This is a genomic window from Actibacterium sp. MT2.3-13A (genome assembly GCF_018139985.1).
Lineage (GTDB): Bacteria > Pseudomonadota > Alphaproteobacteria > Rhodobacterales > Rhodobacteraceae > JAGSOU01.
The window spans coordinates 140,278-166,512 of record NZ_JAGSOU010000008.1 but is presented as its reverse complement, the minus strand read 5'-3'; the positions used below and the strand labels follow the sequence as shown (position 1 = coordinate 166,512).

Here is a 26,235-nt window from a genome sequence, read left to right as displayed (position 1 = left end):
CGTTTTTCTTTTGGCGCGGCGCGGAAGGGCGAGGAGATCGGCGCTTGATGCTGCGTCATCAGGTGCGGCCGGAACGCTTGCGGTCCTCTGTGGTCGCGGCCGGTCCGCCCGGCCGTCGCCTTTTCCACAACCTCAGCTTCCGAGGGCTTGTGCCCGCGCGCGCCAGCGGGCAGGCTGCGCCCCGGAAAAGGAGGTGCCATGCCCGCCCTGAAACCCACCGATTTCACCGCGAAGATCACCTGGCTGGGCCGGGTGTCGGATCGCGAGCACACGCTGGCCGCAGAGCCGCTGCACGAGATGGCGCTGGGCTTCGCCGGCGTCTCGGGCGAGGCGCATGGCGGTCTGACGCGGCCCTCCTGCTCGCGCGTGGTCGCGCAGCATCCGCGCGGCACCGAGATCCGCAACACCCGTCAGCTGTCGATCCTGAGCGCCGAGGAGCTGTCCGCCATTGCCGCGGAGATGGGGGTGGAGCGGCTCGACCCCGCGTGGCTGGGCGCCTCGGTCGTTGTCGAGGGGATTCCCGATTTCACCCGCGTCCCGCCCGCGTCGCGGCTGCAAGGGCCGGACGGCGCGACGCTGGTCATCGACATGGAAAACCGTCCCTGCAACCTGCCTGCCCGCGTGATCGAGCAGCACCTGCCCGGCGCGGGGGCCGCGTTCAAGGCGGCCGCGCGAAGGGCCGGCGCGGCGTGACCGCCTGGGTCGAGCGCGAGGGCGTCCTGCGCCCCGGCGACCGGCTGCGCCTGCATGTTCCCGATCAGCCCGCCTGGGCCCATGCCGATGCCGCACGGGCCGGCTGAGCCCCTGGTCCCCATGCGGTTTCGCATGGGGTGCCGGGCAGGACGATTCCGGGGGTGGAAATGTCGGAAACGCCCCCGTGCGATATTCCGCCTGCCGCTATAGGCGGTGACAAGACAACCCGCGTTCAAGCCAAGGATTGCGCAATGGCCTACAAGACCGATATCGAAATCGCCCGCGAAGCCAGCAAGAAACCGATCCAGGAGATCGGCGCCAAGCTGGACATCCCCTCCGAGCACCTGCTGCCCTTCGGCCATGACAAGGCCAAGGTCAGCGCCGAATTCATCAAATCGGTGCGGGGCCGGAAGAACGGCAAGCTGATCCTGGTGACCGCCATCAACCCGACCCCCGCGGGCGAGGGCAAGACCACCACCACGGTGGGGCTGGGCGACGGGCTGAACGCCATCGGCAAAAGGGCCGCCATCTGCATTCGCGAGGCCAGCCTCGGTCCGTGTTTCGGGATGAAGGGCGGGGCCGCGGGGGGCGGCTATGCCCAGGTGGTGCCGATGGAGGACATGAACCTGCATTTCACCGGCGATTTCCACGCCATCACCAGCGCCCACAACCTGCTGGCGGCGATGATCGACAACCACATCTACTGGGGCAACGAGCTGGAGATCGACGAGCGCCGGGTGACCTGGCGAAGGGTGCTGGACATGAACGACCGGGCGCTGCGCGACATCGTGACCAGCCTCGGCGGCGTGGCCAACGGCTTCCCGCGGCAGACCGGGTTCGACATCACGGTGGCCTCCGAGGTCATGGCGATCCTGTGCCTGGCCAACGATCTGGAGGATCTGCAGCGCCGGCTGGGCGACATCATCGTGGCCTACCGGCGCGACCGCAGCCCGATCTATTGCCGTGACATCAAGGCCGACGGCGCGATGACCGTGCTGTTGAAGGACGCGATGCAGCCCAACCTGGTGCAGACGCTGGAGAACAACCCGGCCTTCGTGCACGGCGGCCCGTTCGCCAACATCGCGCATGGCTGCAACTCGGTCGTGGCTACCACCACGGCGCTGAAACTGGCCGACTATGTGGTGACCGAGGCGGGCTTCGGCGCGGACCTGGGCGCCGAGAAGTTCATGAACATCAAGTGCCGCAAGGCCGGGCTGGCGCCCTCGGCGGTGGTGATCGTGGCCACCGTGCGCGCGATGAAGATGAACGGCGGCGTGGCCAAGGCCGACCTGGGCCAAGAGAACGTGGCGGCGGTGACGGCCGGCTGCCCCAACCTCGGCCGGCATATCGAGAACGTGAAATCCTTCGGCGTGCCGGTGGTGGTGGCGATCAACCATTTCGTCACCGACACCGAGGCCGAGGTCCAGGCGGTGAAGGATTACGTCGCCTCGATGGGCTCGGAGGCGATCCTGTGCAAGCACTGGGAGAAGGGCTCGGCCGGGATCACCGAGCTTGCCACCCGCGTGGCCGAGATCGCCGATGCCGAGACGGCGAATTTCGCGCCGCTCTATCCCGACGAGATGGGCCTGTTCGAAAAGATCGAGACCGTCGCCACCCGGATCTATCGCGCCAGCGAAGTGCTGGCCGACAAGAAGATCCGCGACCAGCTGCGCGCCTGGGAGGAGGCGGGCTATGGCCACCTGCCGGTCTGCATGGCCAAGACGCAGTATTCGTTCTCGACCGATCCCAACCTGCGCGGCGCGCCGACCGGGCATGGCGTGCCCATCCGCGAAGTGCGGCTGAGCGCCGGGGCCGGCTTCATTGTGGTGATCTGCGGCGAGATCATGACCATGCCGGGCCTGCCGCGGCGGCCTTCGGCCGAGGCGATCATGCTGAATGACCTTGGCCAGATCGAGGGACTGTTTTAAGGGGGAACCGCCGGGCCGGGCATCGAGCCCGGCCCGGCGGTGATGCCTCCGGCGGGGATATTTGCGGCCAGCAGGAAGAAGGAAGCGCGCGACATGACGGCACAGATCATCGACGGCAAGGCCTTTGCGGCGGATGTGCGGGCCCGGGTGGGCGAGCAGGTGGCGCGCCTGAAGGCGGCGCATGGGGTCACCCCCGGGCTGGCGGTGGTGCTGGTCGGGGAGGATCCGGCCAGCGAGGTCTATGTCCGCAACAAGGGCAAGCAGACGCTGGAGGCCGGAATGGCCTCATTCGAACACAAGCTGCCGGCAGAGACCTCGGAGGCGGAACTGCTGGCGCTGATCGCGACGTTGAACGCCGATCCCGAAGTTCACGGGATTCTCGTGCAATTGCCGCTGCCGGCTCATCTGAACTCGGATCTCGTGATCAACGCGATCGACCCGGCCAAGGATGTCGATGGCTTTCACATTTCGAACGTCGGTCTGCTGGCCACGGGACAGAAGGCCATGGTGCCCTGCACGCCGCTGGGCTGCCTGATGATGCTGCGCGACCATCACGGCTCGTTGTCGGGGATGGAAGCGGTGGTGCTGGGGCGGTCGAACATCGTGGGCAAGCCGATGGCGCAGCTTCTGCTGCGCGACAGCTGCACGGTGACCATCGCGCATTCGCGCACCCGCGATCTCGAGGCCGTCTGCCGGCGCGCCGATATCCTGGTCGCCGCCGTGGGCCGGCCGGAGATGGTCAAGGGGGACTGGATCAAGCCGGGCGCCACGGTGATCGACGTGGGCATCAACCGGGTGCCCGCCCCGGAGAAGGGCGCGGGCAAGACCCGGCTGGTGGGCGACGTGGATTTCGCTGCGGCCAGCGCCGTGGCGGGGGCCATCACCCCGGTGCCGGGCGGGGTGGGGCCGATGACCATCGCCTGCCTGCTGGCCAACACCCTGACCGCCTGTTGCCGGGCCCATGGCCTGGCCGAGCCCGAGGGGCTGACCGCCTAACCGGCCGGCACGGGCACGATCGTGCCCAGGAGCGTGGCGACGTGGCGGCTGTCCTCGCCGGTCTCGGCGAAGACGTCGGCGCGGGCGACCACCAGCCGGCGGCCCGCGCGCAGAACCTCGCCGCGGGCCACCAGGCGCGCGCCGGTGGCGGGCGCAAGAAGGTGGATCTTCATCTCGCTGGTCAGCACCTCGATCCCGGGCGCCTGAAGGCTGAGCGCGGCGTAGCCACAGGCGCTGTCGCCGATGGCGAAAGTGGTGCCCGCATGGGCAAAGCCGTGCTGCTGGGCGGTTTCCGGGCGGATCGGGGCGGTGATCGTGCAGCGCCCCGGCGCGATCTCGGCGATCTCGGCGCCGAGGGTGCGCATCAGCCCCTGGCGCGAAAAGCTTTCCTTAACGATTTCGGGATAGGCCGGGTTGCGGGGGCTGTGTGTCATGCCGAGGGGTCTCCTGCCGGGTCTGGGGGAGGGGCTGCTTGCTTTCCGCGACGTGATCGGGCAAACCCCCTCGAACGCCATTGAAACATGCGGCGCGGCTGCGGGAAAGTGGACCTGCCGGTCGCTGCGAACGACGATTGAAAAAGTAAGTTTTAAAGGCCGTATGACGGGCATTTTACAGGAATTGAGGGCGCTATTGCTGCGGCCGTGGACCCTGACGGCCTGGGGGCTGATCTCCCTCGCCGTGGCCCTGGCCGGGCCATTCGGCACCTATCAGAGCCTCGCGCTGCCCGAACGGGTCGTCTACTGGGCCGGAATGACGGGTTTCGCGATTGTCGTCGGCAGTCTGCTGCGCGTCCTGCTGCGGCGCTGGCTGTCGGGCCACGGGGCCTGGACAGTCGCGCTGGCGGTGGCGGGGGCGCTGTCGGTCCTTCTGGTGGAGCCGCTGCGCCAGCTCACCTTGTGGATGATCGGCGACGCGACCGGGGTCGCGCCGCAGCGCTCGGAGATCATGGCGATCATCTTCACCGCCTCGATCGGCACGACCGCGATGCGTCGGGTGCTGGAGCCGCCGCCGCCCGTCCGCGACCCGGCGCCGCGCCTGCTGGAACGGCTGGAACCGGGGCGGCGCGGGCGGGTCATCCGGCTGGCGGTGTCAGATCACTATGTGGAGGTGGTCACCGATCGCGGCGCGCAGCGCCTGCTGATGCGGTTCCGCGACGCCATTGCCGAGCTGGACGGGATCGAGGGGCTCAGGGTGCACCGCTCGCATTGGGTGGCGCTGTCGGAGATTCGCGGGCGCGAGGCGGACAAGGGGCGGCTTCTGCTGGTCCTGTCGGATGGCGCGCGCGTGCCGGTGAGCCGGCAATACCGCGGCGCCGTGGCCGCGCGCGGGCTGGCCTAGCGCCGACGGGGCATCGGGATGGCCCGCGCCGCCGGGCCGGTCAGAACCGCGACGGCCTGCGGCCCCATCAGCCCCTCCAGCACCGGGTCGTCGCTGCGCAGCCCGCCGGTATAGGCGCCGAAGGCGGGCAGGATCACCCGATCCGCGTCGATCAGGAAGCACGGGCGCGAGATCGCCTGCCCGCGCAGGGAAAGCCGCGCCTTGGGGTGGTAATGGCCCGAGACCTCGCCGCGCGCGCCGGGCGTCGCGATGTGGCGGAAGCTCAGCGCGCGGAGGCGGAATTCGGCCAGATGCGTGCCGCCGAGCTCCACCGGGCCGGGGTCGTGGTTGCCCTCCGCCCAGATCCAGCGCCGCCCCGCCATCAGGCGCGACAGCGCGGCCCTGTCGGCGGGATCGAGGCCGTCGGCCGCGGCGACATCGTCGAAACTGTCGCCGAGGCACAGAACCGTGCGCGGCTCGGTGGCCGCGATCTCGGCGGCCAGGCGGGCCAGCGTCTCGCGCACCTCATAGGGCGGCAGGAGCGCGCCGCCGCGGCGGGCCAGACGCTCGGATTTGCCCAGATGCAGGTCGGAGACCGCCAGCAGCCCTTCGGCGGGCCACCACAGCGCGCCCGAGGCCCGCGCGGTGAGCGCGGCGCCGGCCAGGGTGAAATCGTATCCGTTCATGCGTCGTCCGTGACGCGCCGCGGCGCGGAATGCAAGAGGGTCAGGTCAGCCCGGCCTCGGCCATCAGCCGCGCGGCCGCCTCGGCCATCAGCCGTTCCTCGCCGGCGCCCTTCACCGGCACCCGGCCGACCTCGAGGAACAGCGGCGCGGCCAGCGGGCTGACGCGGGGCAGGCGGGCGTGGGTGATCCGGCCGTTGGTGCGTGCCAGCATCTCCTCCAGCCGGCCGAAATCCACGAGGCCCTTCAGCGCCTCCTCGCGGGTGATCTCCAGCATCAGGTGGCCGGGGTCGTATTTGCGCAGGGTGTCATAGAGGATGTCCGACGAAAACGTCGCCTGCCGCCCGGTCTTGCGCCGCCCCGGCGTCACCCTGTCGATCAGCCCGGCGATCACCGCCGAGCTGCGGAAGGTCCGCTTCATCACCGCGTTACCGGCCAGCCAGTCGGCGAAACCCTCGCGCAGGGTCTCGGTCTCGAACAGCGGCGCGGGGTCGGCGACCTCGTCCAGCCCCCAGATCAGCGTGGCGTAATCGGTGGCGACGAAGCCCAGCGGGTGCAGCCCCGCGCGCTCCATCTGCTGGGTCAGGAGCAGGCCCAGCGTCTGCTGCGCGTTGCGCCCGGCAAAGCCGTAGGCGACCAGATGCGCGCGCCCCTCGTGCGGGAAGGTCTCCACCAGCAGGCGTTCGCGCCCGGGCAGGTGCGAAAGGTCGCGTTGCAGGGCCAGCCAGTCGGCGGTGTGGCGGGGCAGGGCGGGCCAGTCGCCCTGCCGGAACATGGCGAGGATGCGGTCGGAAAGCTGGGTCGAGGTGGCGAATTTCGTGCCCATGTAGGTCGCGACGCGCGGCGTCCTGTCGGCGTGGCGGGTGACCTCGACCGTCATCTCGCGCAGCCCTTCGTAGCGCACCACCTGCCCGCCGATGAGGAAGGTGTCGCCGGCCGTCAGCGTCGCGGCAAAGCCCTCCTCGACCTCGCCCAGCGGCGTGCCGCCGCGGCCGTTTCTGAGCCGCACCTTCAGGGTTTCGGTATCGACGATGGTGCCGAGGTTCATGCGGATCTGCGCCGCGCTGCGCGGGTCGCGCAGTTGCCATTTGCCCTCGCGGTGCAACAGCCGCTGGTAGCGGTCATAGGCGCGCAGGGCATAACCGCCGGTGGCCGCGAAATCGAGGCAGGCGTCGAATTGTGCGCGCGTCAGGGCCGCGTAGGGGCCGGCGCCGGTGACTTCGGCATGAAGCGCGTCGGCCTCGAAGGGGCCGGCGGCGGCGGTGGCAAGGATATGCTGGCAGAGCACGTCGCGCGGGCCGGGGCTGCGCGGCGCGCCGTCCAGTTCGCCGGCGCGCGCGGCCTCAAGGGCGGCCACGCATTCCACCACCTCGAAGCGGTTCGCGGGCACCAGCAGCGCCTTGGAGGGCGCGTTGTAACGGTGGTTGGCCCGCCCGATCCTCTGCACCAGCCGCTTGACGTTCTTGGGCGCGCCGACCTGGATCACCAGGTCCACGTCGCCCCAGTCGATGCCGAGATCGAGGCTGCCGGTGCAGACCACGGCGCGCAATTCCCCCCGTGTCATCGCGGCCTCGACCCTCTCGCGCGCCTCGCGGGCGAGCGAGCCGTGGTGGATGCCGATCGGCAGCCCCGCGTCGTTGGCCAGCCAGAGATCGTGAAAAAAGATCTCGGCCTGGGCGCGGGTGTTGTGGAAGATCAGCGTGGTGCGGTGGCGCCGCACCTGATCGAGGATCGCCGGGATCGCGTAGCGCCCGCCGCCGCCGGCCCAGGGCGGGGGCGCCCCGGTTTCCAGCATGGCGATGTCGGGGGCGGAGCCGGGGTCGGCGGTCAGGATCTCGCAGGGGCCGGGATGCGGGGCGAGGAAACGGGCCAGCGCCGGCGGGTCCTCGACCGTGGCCGACAGGCCGACGCGGCGCAGGCCCGGGCAGAGGCGCTGCAGCCGCGCCAGCCCCAGCATCAGCTGATCCCCGCGTTTGCTTTCCGCCAGCGCGTGGATCTCGTCCACGATCACCCGTTTCAACCCGGCGAAGACGCGCGGCGCATCCTCGTAGGACAGGAGCAGCGCGAGGCTCTCGGGCGTGGTCAGCAGGATGTGGGGCGGGTCGGCGCGCTGGCGCTTGCGGCGACTGGCCGGCGTATCGCCGGTGCGGTCCTCGATGCGGATGGGCAGGCCTATCTCCTCGACCGGGGCGCGCAGGTTGCGGCGGATGTCGGCGGCCAGCGCCTTGAGCGGCGAGATGTAGAGCGTGTGCAATCCCGGATGAGGATTCTCGGCCAGATCGACGAGGGAGGGCAGGAATCCTGCAAGCGTCTTGCCGCCGCCCGTGGGGGCGATCAGCAGCAGCGCGGGCGCCTTGGCGCGCGCCAGCATGTCCCGCTGGTGCGGATGGACGGTCCAGCCGCGACGGGCGAACCAGTCCTGGAAAGAGGCAGGAAGCGGGGCCATACGCCCAATCTAGGGCGCCGGCGGCGGCGCGACTAGGGGCGCGGCGTCAGGGCGCGGATGGCGTCCTGCACGGCGCGGGGCAGGGCGGTGTCGGCGCCCTCGGGGGCGGCGTCCAGCGCGCTTTCCACGTCCTTGACCAGGATGCCGATGGAATTGTCCTCGGCCAGCCCGTCGCGGGCGAATTCGATCTCGTTGAAGCCCGAGGCGAACCAGTTCTGCCCGGAGGAGGTGTGGATCAGCGCCAGCAGCGCCGCCTCGTCGAGCCCGGCGGCATCGGCCCAGTCCAGCACCAGCCGGGTCATGGCGGTATTGGCGGCGGCCAGCAGGTTGTTCAGGACCTTGGCGCTCATCCCCGCGCCGAGCGCGCCCATGCGGTGGAAATGCCGCCCCATCGCGTCGAACAGCGGCTGCATCCGGTCGAGATCGGCCGCATCGCCGCCCAGCATGAAGGACAGCCGCGCCTGCTGCGCGGCGATGGCGGCGCCCGACATCGGGGCGTCGATCAGGGCGATATGGCCGGGCAGGCGCGGACGCAACTCGCGCAGATAGCGCGGCGACAGGGTGGAACTGACGATCACCGTCTCCAGCCCCGGCGCGCGGGTGACGAACCCCTGCGCGCCGAACAGCACGTCCTCGGTCTGCAGGATGTCGCGCACCACGGTGATCAGGTGCCGCAGACCGCCAGCAAAGCTGTCGGGGTCATCGGTCATCGCCGGGGCCAGGGGGCCGTAACCGGCCGGCGGGCGGATGTCGAAGCCGCGCGCGGCGAAGCCTGCGGCGCGCAGCGCGGCCAGCATCGGCGCGCCCATCCGGCCGCATCCGGCGATCCCCACACCGCGCAGCATCAATGCACGATCGCCTCGTCGCGGACGAACATGTTCGCCCAGGCCCGCTCGATCAGTTCGGGGCTCATCTGATAGGGGATGCCCTCGAATTCGCAGATCGCGATCATCTGTTCGATCAGGAAGACCGGCTGATAGTTGGCGTAGACATTGTCGATGGTGGGGTATTTTTCCTTCATCAGGTAGACCAGCGTGCGCTCGTCCAGCGGCATCTTCTTCTTGCGGGCCACCATCGCGAAAATCTTGAGGAAATCCTCCTGGCTGGGGCCGTCGATCTTGATCTTGAAGAAGATCCGGCGCAGCGCCGCCTTGTCGAAGATCTCGTTCGGGTGGAAGTTGGTGGAGAAGACTACCAGCGTGTCGAAGGGCACCTCGAATTTCTCGCCCGATTGCAGGGCGAGGATATCGCGCCCTTCCTCCAGCGGCACGATCCAGCGGTTGATCAGCGCCTGCGGCGGCTCCGCCTGCCGGCCGAGGTCGTCGACGATGAACACGCCGCCGGTGGATTTCAGCTGCAGCGGCGCCTGGTAGGTGCGCGCGGTCGGGTTGTAGACCAGATCGAGCATGGACAGCGACAGCTCGCCGCCGGTGACCACCGTGGGCCGGTCGCACAGCACATAGCGCGTGTCGAACCGGCCGGAACTGCGGCGCAGCGAGGTCGGGTCGTCCTGCATTGCCTCGGCCGCGGAATGCACGATCGGGTCATAGACGGTGATCACCTGGCCGGAATATTCCACCGCGCGGGGGACATAGATCCGGTCGCCCAGAGCATCGCGGATGCCGTTGGAGATCGAGGATTTGCCGTTGCCCGGAGGGCCATACATCAGGATCGACCGGCCCGAGGACACCGCCGGCCCCAGATGGTCAAGCAGGGAATTGGGCAGGATCAGGTGGCCCATCGCCCCGGTCAGCTGCTCGCGCGTGATCTGGATGTTCTTGATCGACTGCCGCTGGACCTGCTCCTGATAGACCTCCAGCGGCACCGGCATCGGGCCGTAATATTCCGACTGGCTGAGCGCATCCAGCGCGCGGGCCTTGCCGGAATCGGTCAGCTGATAGCCCATCTCGCCGCCCGAATTGGCATGCAGCGTGCCGGTGGCCTCGACCAGTTTCTGGCCGCGGGCGAGGTCGATCAGCTCCTGCGTGACGGGGACGGGCAGGCAGATCGCGCGGGCGAGGTCGCTGACGAACTCGATGTTCTGGCGGAACAGGGTCTTCAGCAGGATGTCGCGCATCATGACCATCGGCAGGCGCATCTGTTCCAGCGTGCGCGGGGCCGGCGGGGCCATGACGGAGGGGCTTTGAAGGGTCATCGGGGGTCTCGGGACGTGGCTGTTGCCCAACGCTATACGGGGCCGGTGTGGCAAGAATTTGGCGGATCAGGCCACGCGCAGCGCCTGCGCCGCCAGATAGATCACCAGCACCCCGCCCAGCGCCAGGCCCATCGGGAAATCCTTCTTGCGGTGCCACGATTCCCAGTCGGGCAGGGCGTTGACCACCGCCGGGATTCGCCGCGCGGTGCGGTGGGTCAGAAACGCCGCCAGCAGGACCGCGGAAAACATGTAGCAGAACATCACCGCGTCCGAGAGCGCCACGAAGGGGGCCATGGCGGCGGCGAATTTCGCGTCGCCCGCCCCGATCAGCCCGCCGGTGGCCAGCACGAACCCGATACCGAGCACCACGGCGAGATGCAGCCAGCGCCACAGATAGGCCTCCAGCGGCAGCGCCAGCAGGCCGACCACGGCAAAGACCGCCACCAGCGCCAGCACCGCCTTGTTGGGGATCTTCATCGCCTTCATGTCGGACCAGGCCACGAACAGGGCGATGGGGGCGACGAAGGGCAGGAACCACAGGGCGGCGGCGGGCGTCATCGGCTCAGTTCACCACCTTGCTGTCCAGCGCGCGCAGGCTGCGCACGGCGGCCTCGAAATGCTGCGGGTGGGTCTCGATCGCCTCTTCCAGCAGGCCCTTGCCGATGGCGACGTCGCCCTGCTTGATCGCCGAGAGCGCCAGCGTGTGCAGCAGCTGCGCGCGCTCGATCTGGGTCATCGGCATCACCGGCATCTGGTAGTTGCGCTGCGCGCCGCGGGCCAGCACCAGGTTGTTCTTGGCGGTGAACAGGCTCTGGTCGTAGCCGATGGCCTCAAGGAACAGACGCTCGGCCTCGCGGAAATCGCCGCGGGTCAGTTTCGAATAGCCCCAGTTGTTCAGCACGCCCGAGGGTTTCGTGGTCAGCCCGACGGCGGTCTCGTAGAAACTGTCGGCCTTGCCCCATTCGCGGTTGCTGTCGGCGACCATCGCCTCCAGACGGTAGCGCTTGTAGGTCTCGTGGGTGGGCGGGATGGCGTCGAGAACCGCCTCCGCCTCGTTCCATTCGCCGGTGCGGATCAGCGCGTCGGCGAAATCGACGCGGTCCTCGCTGGTTGCCTCGGGGTGTTCGCTGACCCTGCGCCAGGCGGCCACGGCCTCGGTCTGGCGGTGGGCGCGGATCAGCGATTTCGCCAGCCCGCGCTGGAAGTCGATGCGGTCGGGCTTCTCGGCCGAGACGCGCTTGAAATAGACCACCGCCTCGTCCGGGTCGGCCACGGTCAGCATGATGTCGTTCAGGCTGCTTTCGTCGCCGGCGATCACGTCCTGCACGGCGCGGTCGACCTCGGCCTCGCCGGCCTTCTGGCAGGCCGACAGGGCAAGCGCGCTGCCCAGGCAAAGGGTGACAAGGGAAACGAGGCGCATTTCCGCGTCCTTCTTGCTGCTCTGTCCTCAGGGCGTGGAGAGCAGAAGGTAGCGGCCGCTGCCCCGTCTCACCAGGCCGAATTTTTCATTATTGCCCGCATCATACGCGGGATTTTCCGATTTTGCGATAGCCAGGCGCAGGTTTTCGCGGATTGCGTCAGATTTGCCGCTGTCCAGCGCGAAGGCGATCTGGAACACCCGGCGCGCCTCGGGCGCCTGGCCGGTCTCCATCAGAACCACGCCGAGATTGTTCCAGGCCGGCGCGAAACGGTCGTCCTTTTCGGTGGCGCGGCGCAGGATGGTCTCGGCCTGGCCCAGCCGGCCGAGCCTCAGGTTGGCCGAGCCGATCGCCGAGAGCACATCGGCATTCAGGCCGTATTCCCCGGCGGCGCGGTAATAGGCCTTGAGCGCCAGCTCGTATTCGCCCGCGGCCATCAGCCGGTGTCCGACCACCAGCCCGTCCACCGCCTCGGTCACCTGCGGCGTGCCGGGCGGAGGCTTGGGCCCCTCGTTCAACGGCACAAGGCCGCCCGTCTGTTGACAGGCGGCCAGAAGCGCTGCGAGCGCGGCCATTCCCACCCGGTTTTTCAGCATGACCTCAGAAGTGTGACGAACTCAGCGTGACGTAGATGTCGTAGACCGACGGGCCGATCATGATCACGACCAGCGGCGGCACCGTGAACATCATGGTGCCAAGAGTGAGCTTGGTCGGCAACTTGTTTGCCGCCTCCTCGGCGCGCATGACGCGCTTGTCGCGCATCTCGGCGGCATAGACCCGCAGCGCGTCGGCGATCGAGGTGCCGAAGCTGGCCGACTGGATCAGCACGGTGACGAAGGAGGAAACGTCGGTCACGGCGCAGCGTTCGGCCATGTCCTTGAGCACCTGGGTCTTGTCCTTGCCAGCCTTCATCTCGTGCGCGACGATCTCATACTCGTCGGCCAGCGAGGGGTAGCTGGCGCGCATCTCATGCGCGACTCGAATGATCGACTGGTCCAGCGACTGGCCGGCCTCCACGCAGACCAGAAGCATGTCCAGGCTGTCGGGGAAGCCGTTGGTGATCTCCTCCTGCCGGGTCTGCAGGCGGCGCTGAATCCAGTATTTGGGCAGGAAATAGCCGGCGGCGCCGGGGATGATCACCGAGAGGATCATCTGCTGGGTGGTGACCTCCTGGGTGACCGAGACCAGGACAGCGTAGAGCACGCCCAGCCCGAGGCCGCCCAGACCCAACGCGAACTGGGCGAAGTGGAAGGTCCGCACCGCCGCCTTGGAGCGGTAGCCGGCCTGCATCAGTTTCAGCCGCGCGGCGGAATATTCCTCCTCGTCCTGCGGTTCGAGGAAATCCGCGAAACGGTCCAGCTTGTCGTTCTTCGTGGTATGGCGCAGCGCCTGGGGTTGCGCCGAAATCGCGGCGTGGCGGGATTCCTGCGTGCTGCGCTTGAGCTTTTCCATCGGGTCGTCGCTCTTCTTCAGCAAGACCGGCAACGTCACAAGGATCAGCAGCACGCCGAGCGCGCCCACCGCGTAGAGCGGCCCCATGGGACCTAGAAGATCAACCAGAAAGCCGTTGATTTGGTTCAGGATATTCATCTCTGCCTCAGACCTTGATATTGACCATCATCTTCATGAAGAAGACGTTGATGATCAGGAAGGCGGCGACGAAAAGGGCCGCGGGGACGAAGAAAATGGTTTCCTTCACGCTGTCGTAATAGTCGGGCTTGATGACGTTGATCATCACGATCACGACGATGGGGAAGCCGGACAGGAAGGTGCCCGACCACTTGGCCTCTGCGGTGATGGCCTTGACCCTGCGGAACAGCTTGAACCGGGCGCGGATCACCCGCGCCAGACCTTCGAGGATCTCGGCCAGGTTGCCGCCCGACTGCTGCTGGATGGTCACCGCCACCGCGAGGAAGCGCAGGTCCTGCATATCCATGCGTTCGGCGAGGTCTTTCAGGCTTTCCGAAATTTCCCGGCCATAGGCGGCTTCATCCGCGATCATGCCGAATTCGCTGCCCAGCGGGTCCGCGACCTCCTTGGCGACCATGCTCACCGCCGAAGAGAAGGGGTGGCCCACCCGCAGGCTGCGGACCATCAGCTCGACCGCGTCGGGCAGCTGCTCCTCGACCAGTTTCATCCGTTTCTTGGCCTTGCCGTTGATCCAGACATAGACCCCGCCGAAGCCCATCACCACGGCGACCAGCGCGCGCACCGGCAGCGAGGCGGCGGTGCCCACCGTCAGCCCGAGGAAGGCCAGCGCCGAAAGCATGACCATGATCAGGACCAGCGCCCGTGGCGAGAAGGCGATATTGGCCTTCTGCGCCTTGCTGGCCAGCAGCGAATAGAGCGGGATGCCCTTGACGTTGAGGTGCTGGTGCATCTCCTTGCGGAGCTGTTCCATCACCTCTTCGCGGGCGGTGCCCTTCTCCAGCAGTTCCAGCCGGCGGTTCACCCGGTTGTTCAGGCTGATCGACTTGCCGAAAACGGTGAGGTAGATGCCTTCGACAAGCACCAGGACCGAGATGAAGATCAGGCCGTAGATGATCGGTTCAGCACTCAGTTGCATGGGCGGGCCTCAATTGATGGGTTCGAAAATCGCCGCGGGCAGGTTGTAGCCCCATTGCTTGAAGCGGTCGGAATAATGCGACCGGACGCCGGTGGCGTTGAAGCGCCCGATGATCTTGCCGTTGGGTTCCAGCCCGAGACGCTCGTAGCGGAACACCTCCTGCATCGAGATCACGTCGCCCTCCATGCCGGTGATCTCGGTGATCGAGATCATCCGGCGCGAGCCGTCCTGCAGGCGGCTGGCCTGCACGATCAGGTTGACGGCCGAGGCGATCTGGCTGCGCACCGCCTTCAGCGGCATCTCGATCCCAGCCATGGCGATCATGTTCTCCAGGCGGCTGACCGCATCGCGGGCGGAGTTGGCGTGGATCGTGGTCATCGAGCCGTCATGGCCGGTGTTCATGGCCTGCAGCATGTCGATGACCTCCTCGCCGCGGGTCTCGCCCACGATGATGCGGTCGGGACGCATCCTGAGCGCGTTGCGAAGGCAGTCGCGCTGGGTGACGGCGCCCTTGCCCTCGACGTTGGCGGGGCGGCTTTCCATGCGGCCGACATGGGTCTGCTGGAGTTGCAGTTCGGCGGTGTCCTCGATCGTCAGGATGCGCTCGGAATTGTCGATGAAGGAGGACAGCGCGTTCAGCGTGGTGGTCTTGCCCGAGCCGGTGCCGCCCGAGACGATCACGTTCAGCCTGCAGGCCACCGCGGCCTGAAGGTAGACGGCCATTTCCTCGGTGAAGGCGCCGAATTTCACCAGGTCGTCGATGCCCAGCTTGTCCTTCTTGAATTTCCGGATCGACACCAGGCTTCCGTCCACCGCGATCGGTGGCACCATGGCGTTGAAACGCGAGCCGTCGGCGAGGCGTGCGTCCACATAGGGGTTCGATTCGTCGACGCGGCGGCCGACGGCGGAGACGATCTTGTCGATGATCCGCAGCAGGTGCCTTTCGTTCTGGAAGGTGACGTCGGTCAGCTCCAGCTTGCCGCCGCGCTCGACGAAGATCTGCTGCGGGCCGTTGACCAGGATGTCGCTGACCGATTCATCCTTGAGCAGCGGCTCCAGCGGGCCGAGGCCCATCACCTCGTCGAACAGTTCCTTGTTCAGGGTGGTGCGGTCCTCCTTGTTCAGGATGACGTTCATCTCCTCCAGCGCTTCGGAGGCAATGGCCTGGATCTCGGCCCGCAGGTCCTTTTCCGAGGCGAATTCCAGCGCCGCGAGGTTCAGATCCTCCAGCAGGCGCTTGTGCAGCTCGACCTTGATCTGCCCCAGCCGCTCCTTGCGCTTGCGGTCCTTGTCGCCCGAGGCGGGCTTGGCCGCGGCCTGCGGCATGGGCTTGCGGATCATTTCGGGCGCGGGAGCCGCGACGGGCTCCTGTGGCGCGGCCGGGGGGGCCGGCTGCGGCGTGGCGGCGGCGCCTTTCTTGTATCGCGAGAACATCTGGGATCCCTCTTCCTGCCTCTACCTGCGCTTGACGGCGGCCAATTCGCCCTGAGCGTGCGCGTGCAGCGACTCCGCCAGTTTGCGGATCTCCTTGCGCAGCGGGTTCTTCTTGGCGGTGTCTGCCAGGGGCAGGCCGTGATCTCCGGCCTGCACCACCTGGCGGCCGCCGTCGGGCAGCATCAGCTCGATGTCGATGTCCAGGCTTTCGGCCATGCGCTTGGCCCGGCTCTTGCCTGACAGATCGGTGAATTTCGGCGCGCGGTTCAGCGCGAAGCGCAGCTTCTCGTGGGGCAGTTCCTCGGACTTGAGGGCCCGGATCACCCGCAGGGTGTTCTGCGCCGAGCGCATGTCCAACTCGACCATCGCGAAATAGACATGGGCCTGGTTCAGAACCGCCTCGGTCCATTGCACCAGGGTCGTGGGCATGTCGATCACGATGAAATCGAAATGGCTGCGCGCGAGGTTCAGCAGCGCGTTGATGTCCTCGGAACTGACGAAGTCCAGCGGCAGGATGTCGGGCGGCGCGGTGAAGACATAGAGCTTGTCCTGGAAACTTTGCAGCGCCTGCATGAACGCGTCGTCATCCATCGCGCTGGTGTCGGCCAGCAACTCGTAAATGACTTCGCGGCGCGGCAGGTCGAGATAGGTCGAACTGGCGCCGAATTGCAGGTCGAGGTCGATCAGGCAGACCCGCGGTGCGTCCTTCTTGCTGAGTGTCGCCAGCTCCCAGGCCAGGTTCGTGGCCACGGTCGAGGCCCCGACGCCGCCCGCGAATCCGTGCACCGGAAGGATCACGCCGTCATGGGTGATTCCGTCCTTCAGGGCGTGGTTGGCGGTGGCCGGCGCAGCCGGTGGCGCGATGGCCTGCAGCACCGGGGTCGGGTGGCGCAGCCGGTCGATCGCCTCGTGCAGGGAGCCCTCGGGCAGGGGGTAGGGGACGAAATCGTCGGCGCCCAGGCGCAGCAGCTGGTGCAGCGCCATCGGGCCCAGTTCCTCGGCGATCAGGATCACCCGGATCTGCTTTTCCTTGGCGATGCGGATCAGATCGCCGATGGCGGGCAGATCGGCCTCGTCCTCCTCATCGACGGCGATGGCGATGAATTCCAGCATCTCCGCGTCGGGCTGCTGCAGAAAGGTCAGGGCATCTTCGAAGGAAAGATCGCCCCAGCTTTCGCCCAGTTCGGCTTCCATGTCCTCGATGAGCAGATCGAAGTTCTGCACATCGCGGGACACCGTGCATGCGACGATCGGCGCCGGTTCAGATTGCAACGCTGCGTTACTCGCCATCTCAAACATCCTTCATTCACCAGGCAACCCGCGTTGGCACACACACGAGACAGCCGTGCGGCGGCTGGCCTCGCGGGTGCCCGGCGCGACTCGTTCTTCGCGCCCACTGGCCCCTTCGTCCGGACCATGCTTTTCAATCTGGGCAACATTACGGCCTAAAAGCCGAAATTGTTTGGTGATTATCGCTCTTCAGCGCCACCTTGTTTGTCGACCAGAACCAACTCATGCGGTTCGGTCGCGCTGGTGACATATTCGCTGTAGGTGAACAGCGCGTATTTGCCGTCCAGGAGCGATGCAGGGCGGCGCAGGAAGCCCGAAACCTCGGTCACGGTGCGGCGGTTTTGCCGCTCGCGGCCCTCTGTGACGATCAGGGGCTGGGTTTCGCCGAAGGAAACGACGGCCTCGAGCTGGCGGCGCGGAATGCCCTGGGTCACGAGGTAATCGACGGCCACGTTCGCCCGGCGCAGGCCGAGCCGCTTGTTGTAGCGATCAGAGCCGACCTTGTCGGTATGGCCGTAGACGCGGAATTTCAGGTCCGGGTATTGGGAGATCCAGCGCGCCTGCTCGCGCAGCGTGGCGCGGGCCGCGCCGTCCAGCTCGGCGCTGTTGAAGGCGAAGTTGATGGTGCTGGGCACCTCCGCGGCGAAGCGGTGCGACAGGTCGATGGCCAGGTCGCGGGCGCTGGTCATCGCCAGCGTGTTGTTCATCGTGGCGTTTCCGAAATCGCCGGTGTCGATGTCGCTGCCCGCGCCCTGATCGGTGCAGGCGGACAGTCCGGCGATGGCGGCGGCGGTGACGAGGACAAGGGGGGCGCGCATCGGGATCACTCCATCACATAGCCGTAGGAGCCGCTGAAATCCTGCCGGGCGACCTCGCCCGCGGCACCGGTTTTCGGGGCGTTCGCCCTGGCGACATCGCCGAACAGGAACAGCTCTTTCTCGGTGGGCAGGCGCACGCGGTCGGTGGGCATCGACAGCGCCTCGCCGCGGGTGGGCGTGACCAGGTGGGCGGTGATGATGATCACCAGCTCGGTCTGGTCGCGGTTGTAGGAGGCGCTGCGGAACAGCGCGCCCAGGACCGGGATGTCGCCCAGCCAGGGCACCTGGCCCTTGAGCGACGAGAAATCGTCCTGCAGCAGCCCCGCGATGGCGAAGCTCTCGCCGTCGCGCATCTCGACCGTGGTCGAGGTGGAGCGCGTGGAGAAGCCGTTCACGTTGAAGGTGCCGTCGGAATAGGACACCGTGGTGTCCACGCCGCTGACGGTGGCGGTGAGGCGCAGGTTGATGTTGTCGCCGACCACGCGGGGGGTGAAATTCAGTTGCACGCCGAAGGGCTTGTAATCGACCTTGATGCCGCCGTCGCCGTCCGAGATCGGCACCGGGTATTCGCCGCCGGCCAGAAACTCGGCGGCCTGCCCGGACAGGGCGGTCAGGTTCGGCTCGGCCAGGGTGCGGACGAAGCCCTTGGTCTCCAGCGCCTCCAGCAGGATTTCGAATTCCATGCTGCCGGCGCCCAGCCCGAAGGAGAACACGCCCTGGCGCGAGGCGCTGCTGGTCGGGGCGGTGGCGGGATCGCCGTCGAACACGGCGCCGAGATTGGCGTCGGTGCCCAGCGTGCCCGAGCCGCCGCGATAGCCGATGTTGCCGCCATCGGCGCTGCCGCCGATCGCCAGGCTGGAGCTGAGCGACTTGCTGACCGAGCGGTTCATCTCGGCGAAGCGCACCTTCAGCATGACCTGCTGGCTGCCGCCCACCGACATCAGGTTCGACACCCGCTGCGGCGCGTAGCGCTGCGCGAGATCGAGCGCGCGGTCCAGCGCCGCGGGGGAGGAGACGATGCCCGACAGCACCAGCCCGTCATTGGCCGACCGCACCTCGATCGGCTCGTTCGGCAGCACCTCGCGCAGGCGCTCCTTCAGTTCGCTGACATCGGGGGTGACGCGGACTTCGACATTGGTGATCAGCCGGCCATCGGGGCCGAGCAGGGTGAGGGTGGTGCGGCCGGGCGTCTTGCCCAGCACATAGATGGTGCGGTCCGACAGGGTGGAGATATCGGCAATCGAGGCGTTGGCGATGGACAGTTCGGCGAACACCACGTCGCTTTCGATCACAACCGCCCGGTTCATCGGGACATTCAGCTTGCTCGAGGTGGCGCCCGACATCACGCGCAATGTCTCGGCCGTGGCCGCGGGCGCGGCTGCCAGCGTCACGGCGCACCCGATCAGGGCTGCCTTGAGAAGTGTCTTGATTGTCATGTGATCCTGCCTCTCCGATCACGCCTCAGCACGGGTCTCTTTCGCCCAATTACCGGCCACCATGCGGCAATCTTCGTTTTTTTGCAAGAATCAAGCTCTTGGGAGGCTGAACTTATGTGTGTAACCCGCAACACCGCGGCCCGACGGGGGGCGGAAACGGCACGGGCCGCCCCATGGGCGGCCCGGCTTTGACTGGCGCGGATCGGCGGCATCAGTTGGTGCAGGGGATCGGGATCTCCACCACCTCGGAGCCGCGGCGCGTGCGGATGGTGCAGACCTTCTTCTCTTCCTGCTTGGCGACGACCTCGGCCTCCTCGATGCCCAGAAGCTGGTTCTGGTCGATCTCGACGAGGCCCGCGACGGTCTCGTCCTCGGCGCCGACCAGCGACAGCGACAGCTGGCCGGTCGATTGCGCCTGGGCCAGGGCGGCCACCTGCTTGGGCGTGGCCTCCACCGTCACGGTGCGGGCGATGACCGGGTTTGCGCGGTCCTCGTCGGCGGTCTGGTCGACGGCGATCAGACGGACCGTGGCCTCGATCAGCTTGGTCACCTTCTCGTGGCCCTGCGCGGTGCCGGTCCAGTAGATGTCGACCCTGTCGCCGGGACGCAGGAAACCCGACACGCCCGAGCTGACATCGACGCTGATGGCGAAGGCGCGCATGCCCTTGGACAGGCGCGAGGTGATGCCCGCATCCTCGCCCGGCTGGGTCACCTTGACGGCGAGCAGCGGCTCTTTCGCCTCCATCGCGCGCAGCACCGTGCGGAAGCTGGGCTTGCCCTCGGGGAACAGCTCCGCGGCGGTGACGAAGGCGCCCTCGGGCAGGGCGGCCTTGGGCCAGGCCACCAGTTGCACGTCCTTTTCGGTCAGCTGCTCGCCGTAGCGCAGCGGCCGCTTCGCCACATAGATCTCGGCCAGCTCGATCTGCGGCTTGTTGGCCGCGCGCTCCTTGGCCAGGGCGCTTTCGTATTTCGAGATATAGCCCTGCGCCATGTAGACCGCGAAGCCTGCCAGCCCGAGGCCCAGAACCAGTACCAATCCAAAAACCATACGCATGGCGTTTCCTTCCATCGTGCTTGCGGCCGGCACCGCCTTTCGGGGCGCGGCCGTATGCTTCCTCCTGGTCAGATTGCCGGGGGAATGCGGCAAAAGCTGGGTCGATCGGGGGCCGTGGAAAGGATTCTGTGCGGCCGCTCCGTGGGCGCGTTACTGGCCGCCGTTCGTGCGGACGGTGACATTGCCGATCTTGCCGTCAAGCTCGGTGCCGAGGTCGTTGCTCGCTCCGCCGATCGCCGTCAGAACGCCGATGCCCAGCCCCACGATGGTGGCGGTGAGCACCACCCAATCGATCGTGACGGCGCCATCCTCGCGCTTAAGGAAATCTTTCAGATACAGGCGCATCGCGGCCTCCTTGCTGCTCTTGCCCCGCTCGGTGCGCGCGCTGGCGGTCCGCTGGGAGCGCAGGATCAGCACGGGCATCCTGTATCCTGGGGGACGAATGAGGCGAATTCGCGCCGGCCCAGTGTCAGCAATGCGCCTCTGGGCGTGGCCCGAAAAAAGAAAAGCCGCGCTCCGAAAAGCGCGGCGATTCTCGCTACTTGCAGGGTCAGGCTTACGAGCCTGCCGCCTGGCCGCCGTTCACCGACACGGTCACGGTTTCCAGCTCGGTCTCGATCTCGCCGGCCAGGTCCTCGATGGAACCGCCCACGGCGGCCAGGACGGCGATGCCCAGGCCGACGATGGCTGCGGTCAGCACGACCCAGTCGATCGTCACGGCGCCCGATTCTTCGTCGCGGAAGGTCTTGATGATGTCGAAGAGTTTCATGGTTATCCCTCCATAAGGATGCTTGCTCGTTTCGGTATCGCCTCTCCGGATCGCGTCGGGCTGGCCTCTTGTTTGCCCGATCCCCGTCTTGGCATGGCTGCTATATAGCCGGGAGAATCGGGCAAGAATTTGGCGTGCTGTTGTTAATTTTTCTATGGGGTGGGTGGAGGGGGTGCGTTTAGCTAATGCACTGCTATTAAACGATATTAACTCAAATTTAACCTTAATTAATGCTTTGTCGGCCCCGAATTTGCCGGTATTGAGGGGCCGAATCCCCGCGCGAATCCCGCAAATCTGTGGTCTCGAGGCCGGTTTTTTGCGATCCTGTCCGAAAATCCTCCGGGGCAGGGCAGGTCCGGCACAATGAACAGTATATTCAAGGCATTTCTGGCCGTATTGCTGGCCGGCGCCACGCCGGCCGCGCCGGAAACGCCGCCGCCGTATCCGAACTTCACCTTCAAGAGGGTGACACCGCCCCAGCCGGGCGCCACGCGCAGAATCACCGTCCAGATCACCCCCGGCGCGGCCCAGCCCGCCGCGCCGGCCCGCCTGCCCGCGGCGCAGGGCGGGGGGCGCTATGACTGGTACTGGGGGCTGGTCTCGCCGGCTCTGTCGGAAAGTGGGCCGGGGCGGCTGGGGCCGGCCCTGACGGCGCTGGACAGCGCGCCGGAGGGGCAGCAGGTGGACGCGCCGCGGTTGCAGGCGCTGCAACAGATCGCCCAGGCGCACGGCATCGAGATCCTGAAGGCGACCGTTGGCACCCAGGTCTCGCCGGCGCTGGTCCTGGCGGTGATCGCGGTGGAAAGCGGCGGGGATCCGGCCGCGCTCAGCGGCAAGGGCGCGGCGGGGCTGATGCAACTGATGCCCGCCACGGCGGAGCGATTCGATGTCACGGACGCCGCGGATCCGGCGCAGAACATCCGCGGCGGGGTGGCCTATCTGAACTGGCTGATGTCCGAATTCAAGCGCGACCCTGTTCTGGTCCTGGCCGGCTACAACGCCGGAGAGAACGCCGTGCGCAGCCACGACGGCGTGCCTCCCTTCGCCGAGACCCGGGACTATGTGCCGAGGGTGCTGGCCGCCTGGACGGTGGCCCGCGGCCTGTGCCTGACCCCGCCCGAGCTGGTCACCGATGGCTGCGTGCTGCGCGTGGCAAGCGCCGGCTAGCGTCCCGGCGCCGCCCCGATGGGCGGCCGGCGCCCGAGGGCCAAGAAAAACGGGGGCCCGCCGGGCCCCCGTTCTGGATTAAGATCAGGCGCCGCCGCGTCAGTCGACGATCGTGGCCTCGGTCGCGGCGCGCAGCTCTGCCTCGGTCACGCCATCGGCCAGCTCGACGAGTTTCAGCCCGCCCTCGACCACGTCCAGAACGCCGAGATTGGTGATGATGCGGTTCACCACGCCCTTGCCGGTCAGCGGCAGGGTGCAGGCCTTCAGCAGCTTGGACTCGCCGTGCTTGTTGGTGTGGTCCATCACCACCACCACGCGGCCGACGCCGGCCACAAGGTCCATCGCGCCGCCCATGCCCTTGACCAGCTTGCCGGGGATCATCCAGTTCGCCAGATCGCCCTTCTCGTCCACTTCCATCGCGCCCAGGATCGCCATGGCGATCTTGCCGCCGCGGATCATCCCGAAGGAGGTCGCGCTGTCGAAATAGGCGGTGTTGGGCAGCTCGGTGATGGTCTGCTTGCCGGCGTTGATCAGGTCCGGGTCCTCTTCGCCCTCATAGGGGAAGGGGCCCATGCCCAGCATGCCGTTTTCCGACTGCAGCGTCACGTTCACCCCCTCGGGGATGAAGTTCGGCACCAGCGTCGGGATGCCGATGCCGAGGTTCACATAGGTGCCGTCCTGCAGCTCTTTCGCGGCGCGTGCCGCCATCTGGTTGCGGTCCCAGGCCATTATGCTTCCTCCCGCTTGCGCACGGTGCGCTGTTCGATCCGCTTTTCATGCTGACCCTGGATCAGGCGGTGCACATAGACGCCCGGCAGGTGGATGTGGTCGGGGTCGAGGCTGCCCACGGGCACGATTTCCTCGACCTCCATCACGCAGACCTTGCCGCACATCGCCGCCGGCGGGTTGAAGTTGCGCGCGGTCTTGCGGAAGATCGCGTTGCCGGTCTCGTCGGCCTTCCAGGCCTTCACAATCGACACATCGGCGAAGATCCCTTCCTCCAGGATATAGGTCTCGCCGTTGAACTCCTTGTGCTCCTTGCCCTCGGCGATCACGGTGCCCACGCCGGTCTTGGTGTAGAAGCCCGGGATGCCCGCGCCGCCGGCGCGCATGCGCTCGGCAAGCGTCCCTTGCGGGTTGAATTCCAGCTCCAGCTCGCCCGAGAGATACTGGCGCATGAATTCCGCGTTCTCGCCCACATAGGAGGACAGCATCTTCTTGATCTGGCGGGTGTCCAGCAGCTTGCCCAGCCCGAAGCCGTCGACGCCGCAATTGTTCGAGGCGACCGTGATATCCTTCACGCCGCTCTCGACCAGGGCGTCAATCAGAAGCTCGGGGATGCCGCATAGGCCAAAGCCCCCCGCCGCGATGAACATGCCGTCGAACAGAAGCCCGTCGAGGGCCTCCGCCGCCGAGCCGTAGACTTTCTTCATGGAATTCTCCTCCGAAACGGTCTCGCTTACGGGGCGTTCTGACGCAGGGCGGATGCGGTGTCAAATATTTGCCACCCAAAATGCCGCCCCGCAGCATCGCGTCACTTCTTCTTTCGGCCGGTGCCCTTCTTCGCGGTCTTCTCGGCGATCAGCTGCAGGGCCATCTCCAGGGTGACATCGGCCGGCTCCATGTCCTTGGGCAGGGTGGCGTTGACCTTTTCCCATTTCACATAGGGCCCGTAGCGGCCGGCCATCACGTTCACCGGCCCGCCCTTTTCGGGATGTTCGCCCAACTCCTTCAGCGGCGCGGCGGTGGAGGCGCCGCGGCTCTTCTTCTGCGCGAGGACCTCGACCGCGCGGTTCATGCCGATGGTGAAGACCTCGTCCACATCGGCGAGGTTGGCGTATTTCCTGCCGTGCTTGACGAAGGGGCCGTAGCGGCCGATGCCGGCCTCGATCATCTCGCCGTCGTCGGGATGCGGGCCCAGCTCGCGCGGCAGGCTGAGCAGCATCATGGCCCTGTCGAAATCCATCTCCTCGGGCGTCCAGCCCTTGGGCAGGCTGGCGCGCGGGGGCTTGGGCTGTTCCTCGGTCGGTTCGCCCTTCTGCACATAGGGGCCGAAGCGGCCGATGCGCAGGGTGATCTCGTCCTCGCCGTCATGGCCCAGCACCTTGCCGTCCAGCGCGTTGCCATCCTCGCCGCCGGGCGCCGAGAGCGGCCGGGTGTAGCGGCATTCGGGATAGTTCGAGCAGCCGATGAAGGCCCCGCCCGAGCGCGCGGTCTTCAGGTTCAGCCGACCCTGGCCGCATTTCGGGCAGACCCGCGGGTCGGAGCCGTCCTCGCGCGGGGGGTAGAGATGCGGCGCCAGCACCTCGTCGATCTTGTCCAGCACCTCCGAGATGCGCAGATCGGCGGTCTCGGCGATGGCGGCCGAGAAATCCTTCCAGAAACGGTCGAGCACGTCGATATAGTCGCGTTCGCCGGCCGAGACGTCGTCGAGCTCGTCCTCGAGGTTCGCGGTGAACTCGTAGCCCACATATTTGCGGAAGTAATTGCTCAGGAAGGCCGTCACCAGCCGCCCCTTGTCCTCGGGGATCAGGCGGTTCTTCTCGTTGCGGACATAGCCGCGGTCCTGAATCGTGGTCACGATCGAGGCATATGTCGAGGGCCGGCCGATGCCCAGCTCCTCCATCCTCTTGACCAGCGTCGCCTCGGTGTAGCGCGGCGGGGGCTGGGTGAAATGCTGCTCGGGCGTGACGCTCTGCTTGGCGGCGGGTTCGCCCTGCATGATCTGGGGCAGGCGCTTGTCGTCCTCGTCGACCACCACGTCGTCGCGGCCCTCTTCGTAGACCTTGAGGAAGCCGTCGAACAGCACCACCTGGCCGGTGGCGCGCAGGCCGACCTGGCCGTCGGCGCTGGCGATGTCCACCGTGGTGCGCTCCAGCCGGGCGCCCTCCATCTGGCTGGCCAGCGTGCGCTTCCAGATCAGGTCATAGAGCTTCTTCTGGTCGGCATCCGTGACCTTCAGCGCCTCGGCGGTGCGGGTCATGTCGGTGGGGCGGATGCATTCATGCGCTTCCTGCGCGTTCTTGGCCTTGTTCTTGTAGATGCGGGGCTGGGCCGGCACATATTCGGCGCCGTAGCGATCCTTGATCGCCGCGCGCGCGGCGCTCACCGCCTCGGGCGCCATGTCGATGCCGTCGGTCCGCATATAGGTGATGTAGCCCGCCTCGTAGAGCCGCTGCGCCGCGCTCATGGTCTGGCGCGCGCCCATGCCGAACTTGCGGCTGGCTTCCTGCTGCAGGGTCGAGGTCATGAAGGGGGGCGCGGGGTTGCGGCTGGCCGGTTTCGCCTCGACCGAGGCCACGCTCAGCTCGCGGCTGTTGATCGCCTGCACCGCCATCTCGGCGGCGGTGCCGTTCTCGATATCGTATTTGTCGAGCTTCTTGCCCGCCAGCGTGGTCAGCCGCGCCTCGTAGCTCCGGCCGCGCGGGGTGGTGAGGATCGCCTTGACGGTCCAGTATTCGCGGGGGCGGAATGCCTCGATCTCCATCTCGCGCTCGACGATAAGGCGCAGGCAGACCGACTGCACGCGGCCCGCCGATTTCGCGCCGGGCAGCTTGCGCCACAGCACCGGAGACAGGTTGAAACCCACCAGGTAGTCCAGCGCGCGGCGGGCCAGATAGGCATGCACCAGCGGCTGGTCGACCTGGCGGGGATGTTTCATCGCCTCGGTCACGGCGGATTTGGTGATGGCGTTGAACACCACGCGCTTGACGTCTGTGTCCTTCTTGATCGCCTTGCGCTTGCGCAGCGCCTCTTCGAGGTGCCAGCTGATCGCCTCGCCCTCGCGGTCGGGGTCGGTGGCCAGGATCAGTTCGTTGTCGTCCTTCAGCGCGTCGGCGATCGCCTTGACGTGCTTTCGGCTGTCGCTGCCGATCTCCCACAGCATCTCGAAACCGTGTTCGGTGTCGACCGAGCCGTCCTTGGGCGGCAGGTCGCGGACATGGCCGTAGGAGGCAAGCACCGTGTAGTCGGAGCCCAGATATTTGTTGATTGTCTTGGCTTTGGCTGGGGACTCGACGACAACGACGGGCATGAAATTCCTTTCGACTCGGGCCTGGGCCTTAT

The 26,235-nt window shown here is 67.2% G+C and carries 24 protein-coding genes and 1 pseudogene; 5 read left to right on the top strand and 20 right to left on the bottom strand.

The window, feature by feature from the left end:
• The first annotated feature begins 198 nt into the window (after positions 1 to 198).
• The 3 genes and pseudogenes from KCI33_RS09550 to folD all read left to right on the top strand — a co-directional run bounded on the left by KCI33_RS09550 (position 199) and on the right by folD (position 3,617).
• Positions 199 to 800, top strand: a pseudogene (locus KCI33_RS09550) (MOSC domain-containing protein).
• Positions 801 to 944: 144 nt separating this feature from the next.
• Positions 945 to 2,621, top strand: coding sequence for a formate--tetrahydrofolate ligase (locus KCI33_RS09545; protein WP_212524554.1), 1,677 nt, complete (start codon positions 945 to 947; stop codon positions 2,619 to 2,621).
• 93 nt (positions 2,622 to 2,714) lie between these two features.
• A complete protein-coding gene (gene folD / locus KCI33_RS09540; RefSeq protein WP_212524553.1) occupies positions 2,715 to 3,617 on the top strand; it encodes a bifunctional methylenetetrahydrofolate dehydrogenase/methenyltetrahydrofolate cyclohydrolase FolD in 903 nt (300 codons plus the stop codon).
• On the opposite strand, the gene KCI33_RS09535 is transcribed toward folD, so the two are convergent.
• Positions 3,614 to 4,051, bottom strand: coding sequence for a PaaI family thioesterase (locus KCI33_RS09535; protein WP_212524552.1), 438 nt, complete (start codon positions 4,049 to 4,051; stop codon positions 3,614 to 3,616). The genes folD and KCI33_RS09535 overlap by 4 nt on opposite strands.
• A gap of 196 nt (positions 4,052 to 4,247) precedes the next feature.
• On the opposite strand from KCI33_RS09535, the gene KCI33_RS09530 reads away from it, so the two are divergent.
• A complete protein-coding gene (locus tag KCI33_RS09530) occupies positions 4,248 to 4,955 on the top strand; it encodes a LytTR family DNA-binding domain-containing protein (RefSeq protein ID WP_212524551.1) in 708 nt (235 codons plus the stop codon).
• Here the strand turns inward: KCI33_RS09530 and pdeM are convergent.
• The 16 genes from pdeM to KCI33_RS09450 all read right to left on the bottom strand — a co-directional run bounded on the left by pdeM (position 4,952) and on the right by KCI33_RS09450 (position 21,003).
• The gene (gene pdeM, locus KCI33_RS09525; protein ID WP_212524550.1) at positions 4,952 to 5,620 is read right to left on the bottom strand and encodes a ligase-associated DNA damage response endonuclease PdeM; all 669 of its coding nucleotides are present in this window, start codon (positions 5,618 to 5,620) and stop codon (positions 4,952 to 4,954) included. The two genes, KCI33_RS09530 and pdeM, sit on opposite strands and share 4 nt — an antisense overlap.
• 40 nt (positions 5,621 to 5,660) lie before the next feature.
• Positions 5,661 to 8,063 (bottom strand): ligase-associated DNA damage response DEXH box helicase, encoded by a 2,403-nt coding sequence (locus tag KCI33_RS09520; protein WP_212524549.1) that lies wholly within the window; start codon positions 8,061 to 8,063, stop codon positions 5,661 to 5,663.
• 32 nt (positions 8,064 to 8,095) lie between these two features.
• Positions 8,096 to 8,908 (bottom strand): NAD(P)-binding domain-containing protein, encoded by an 813-nt coding sequence (locus KCI33_RS09515; RefSeq protein WP_212524548.1) that lies wholly within the window; start codon positions 8,906 to 8,908, stop codon positions 8,096 to 8,098.
• The gene (locus tag KCI33_RS09510; RefSeq protein WP_212524547.1) at positions 8,908 to 10,218 is read right to left on the bottom strand and encodes an ATPase; all 1,311 of its coding nucleotides are present in this window, start codon (positions 10,216 to 10,218) and stop codon (positions 8,908 to 8,910) included. The genes KCI33_RS09515 and KCI33_RS09510 overlap by 1 nt, the downstream gene beginning before the upstream one ends.
• 66 nt (positions 10,219 to 10,284) lie before the next feature.
• Positions 10,285 to 10,776: a prepilin peptidase gene (locus KCI33_RS09505; protein ID WP_212524546.1), complete on the bottom strand. Its 492-nt coding sequence runs from the start codon at positions 10,774 to 10,776 to the stop codon at positions 10,285 to 10,287.
• A gap of 4 nt (positions 10,777 to 10,780) precedes the next feature.
• Complete coding sequence (locus KCI33_RS09500) at positions 10,781 to 11,638, bottom strand: tetratricopeptide repeat protein (RefSeq protein WP_212524545.1); 858 nt, start codon at positions 11,636 to 11,638, stop codon at positions 10,781 to 10,783.
• A 27-nt stretch (positions 11,639 to 11,665) separates the two neighbouring features.
• Positions 11,666 to 12,211, bottom strand: coding sequence for a tetratricopeptide repeat protein (locus KCI33_RS09495; protein WP_249138998.1), 546 nt, complete (start codon positions 12,209 to 12,211; stop codon positions 11,666 to 11,668).
• 25 nt (positions 12,212 to 12,236) lie between these two features.
• Positions 12,237 to 13,226, bottom strand: coding sequence for a type II secretion system F family protein (locus KCI33_RS09490; protein WP_212524543.1), 990 nt, complete (start codon positions 13,224 to 13,226; stop codon positions 12,237 to 12,239).
• Positions 13,227 to 13,233: 7 nt separating this feature from the next.
• Positions 13,234 to 14,202 carry a type II secretion system F family protein gene (locus tag KCI33_RS09485; RefSeq protein WP_212524542.1) on the bottom strand — a complete coding sequence of 323 codons (969 nt, stop codon included), beginning with the start codon at positions 14,200 to 14,202 and terminating at the stop codon, positions 13,234 to 13,236.
• 9 nt (positions 14,203 to 14,211) lie between these two features.
• The gene (locus KCI33_RS09480) at positions 14,212 to 15,636 is read right to left on the bottom strand and encodes a CpaF family protein (RefSeq protein ID WP_212524541.1); all 1,425 of its coding nucleotides are present in this window, start codon (positions 15,634 to 15,636) and stop codon (positions 14,212 to 14,214) included.
• A 21-nt stretch (positions 15,637 to 15,657) separates the two neighbouring features.
• Entirely contained in the window at positions 15,658 to 16,926 is a 1,269-nt protein-coding gene (locus KCI33_RS09475) for an AAA family ATPase (protein ID WP_212524540.1), read from the bottom strand.
• 179 nt (positions 16,927 to 17,105) lie between these two features.
• Positions 17,106 to 17,744 (bottom strand): OmpA family protein, encoded by a 639-nt coding sequence (locus KCI33_RS09470; protein ID WP_212524539.1) that lies wholly within the window; start codon positions 17,742 to 17,744, stop codon positions 17,106 to 17,108.
• A gap of 5 nt (positions 17,745 to 17,749) precedes the next feature.
• Positions 17,750 to 19,180 carry a type II and III secretion system protein family protein gene (locus KCI33_RS09465; protein WP_212524538.1) on the bottom strand — a complete coding sequence of 477 codons (1,431 nt, stop codon included), beginning with the start codon at positions 19,178 to 19,180 and terminating at the stop codon, positions 17,750 to 17,752.
• Between the two features lie 211 nt (positions 19,181 to 19,391).
• Positions 19,392 to 20,234 carry a Flp pilus assembly protein CpaB gene (gene cpaB / locus KCI33_RS09460; RefSeq protein WP_212524537.1) on the bottom strand — a complete coding sequence of 281 codons (843 nt, stop codon included), beginning with the start codon at positions 20,232 to 20,234 and terminating at the stop codon, positions 19,392 to 19,394.
• Positions 20,235 to 20,384: 150 nt separating this feature from the next.
• Complete coding sequence (locus tag KCI33_RS09455) at positions 20,385 to 20,657, bottom strand: hypothetical protein (RefSeq protein WP_349252199.1); 273 nt, start codon at positions 20,655 to 20,657, stop codon at positions 20,385 to 20,387.
• Between the two features lie 133 nt (positions 20,658 to 20,790).
• Entirely contained in the window at positions 20,791 to 21,003 is a 213-nt protein-coding gene (locus tag KCI33_RS09450) for a pilus assembly protein (protein ID WP_212524536.1), read from the bottom strand.
• A 363-nt stretch (positions 21,004 to 21,366) separates the two neighbouring features.
• Between KCI33_RS09450 and KCI33_RS09445 the strand changes: the two genes are divergently transcribed.
• Positions 21,367 to 22,170: a lytic transglycosylase domain-containing protein gene (locus KCI33_RS09445; protein ID WP_212524535.1), complete on the top strand. Its 804-nt coding sequence runs from the start codon at positions 21,367 to 21,369 to the stop codon at positions 22,168 to 22,170.
• A gap of 99 nt (positions 22,171 to 22,269) precedes the next feature.
• On the opposite strand, the gene KCI33_RS09440 is transcribed toward KCI33_RS09445, so the two are convergent.
• The 3 genes from KCI33_RS09440 to topA all read right to left on the bottom strand — a co-directional run bounded on the left by KCI33_RS09440 (position 22,270) and on the right by topA (position 26,203).
• Positions 22,270 to 22,899 (bottom strand): CoA transferase subunit B, encoded by a 630-nt coding sequence (locus KCI33_RS09440; RefSeq protein WP_212524534.1) that lies wholly within the window; start codon positions 22,897 to 22,899, stop codon positions 22,270 to 22,272.
• The gene (locus KCI33_RS09435) at positions 22,899 to 23,603 is read right to left on the bottom strand and encodes a CoA transferase subunit A (protein WP_212524533.1); all 705 of its coding nucleotides are present in this window, start codon (positions 23,601 to 23,603) and stop codon (positions 22,899 to 22,901) included. Before KCI33_RS09435 ends, KCI33_RS09440 begins: the two co-directional genes overlap by 1 nt.
• A 101-nt stretch (positions 23,604 to 23,704) precedes the next feature.
• The gene (gene topA / locus KCI33_RS09430; protein WP_212524532.1) at positions 23,705 to 26,203 is read right to left on the bottom strand and encodes a type I DNA topoisomerase; all 2,499 of its coding nucleotides are present in this window, start codon (positions 26,201 to 26,203) and stop codon (positions 23,705 to 23,707) included.
• Positions 26,204 to 26,235 lie beyond the last annotated feature (32 nt).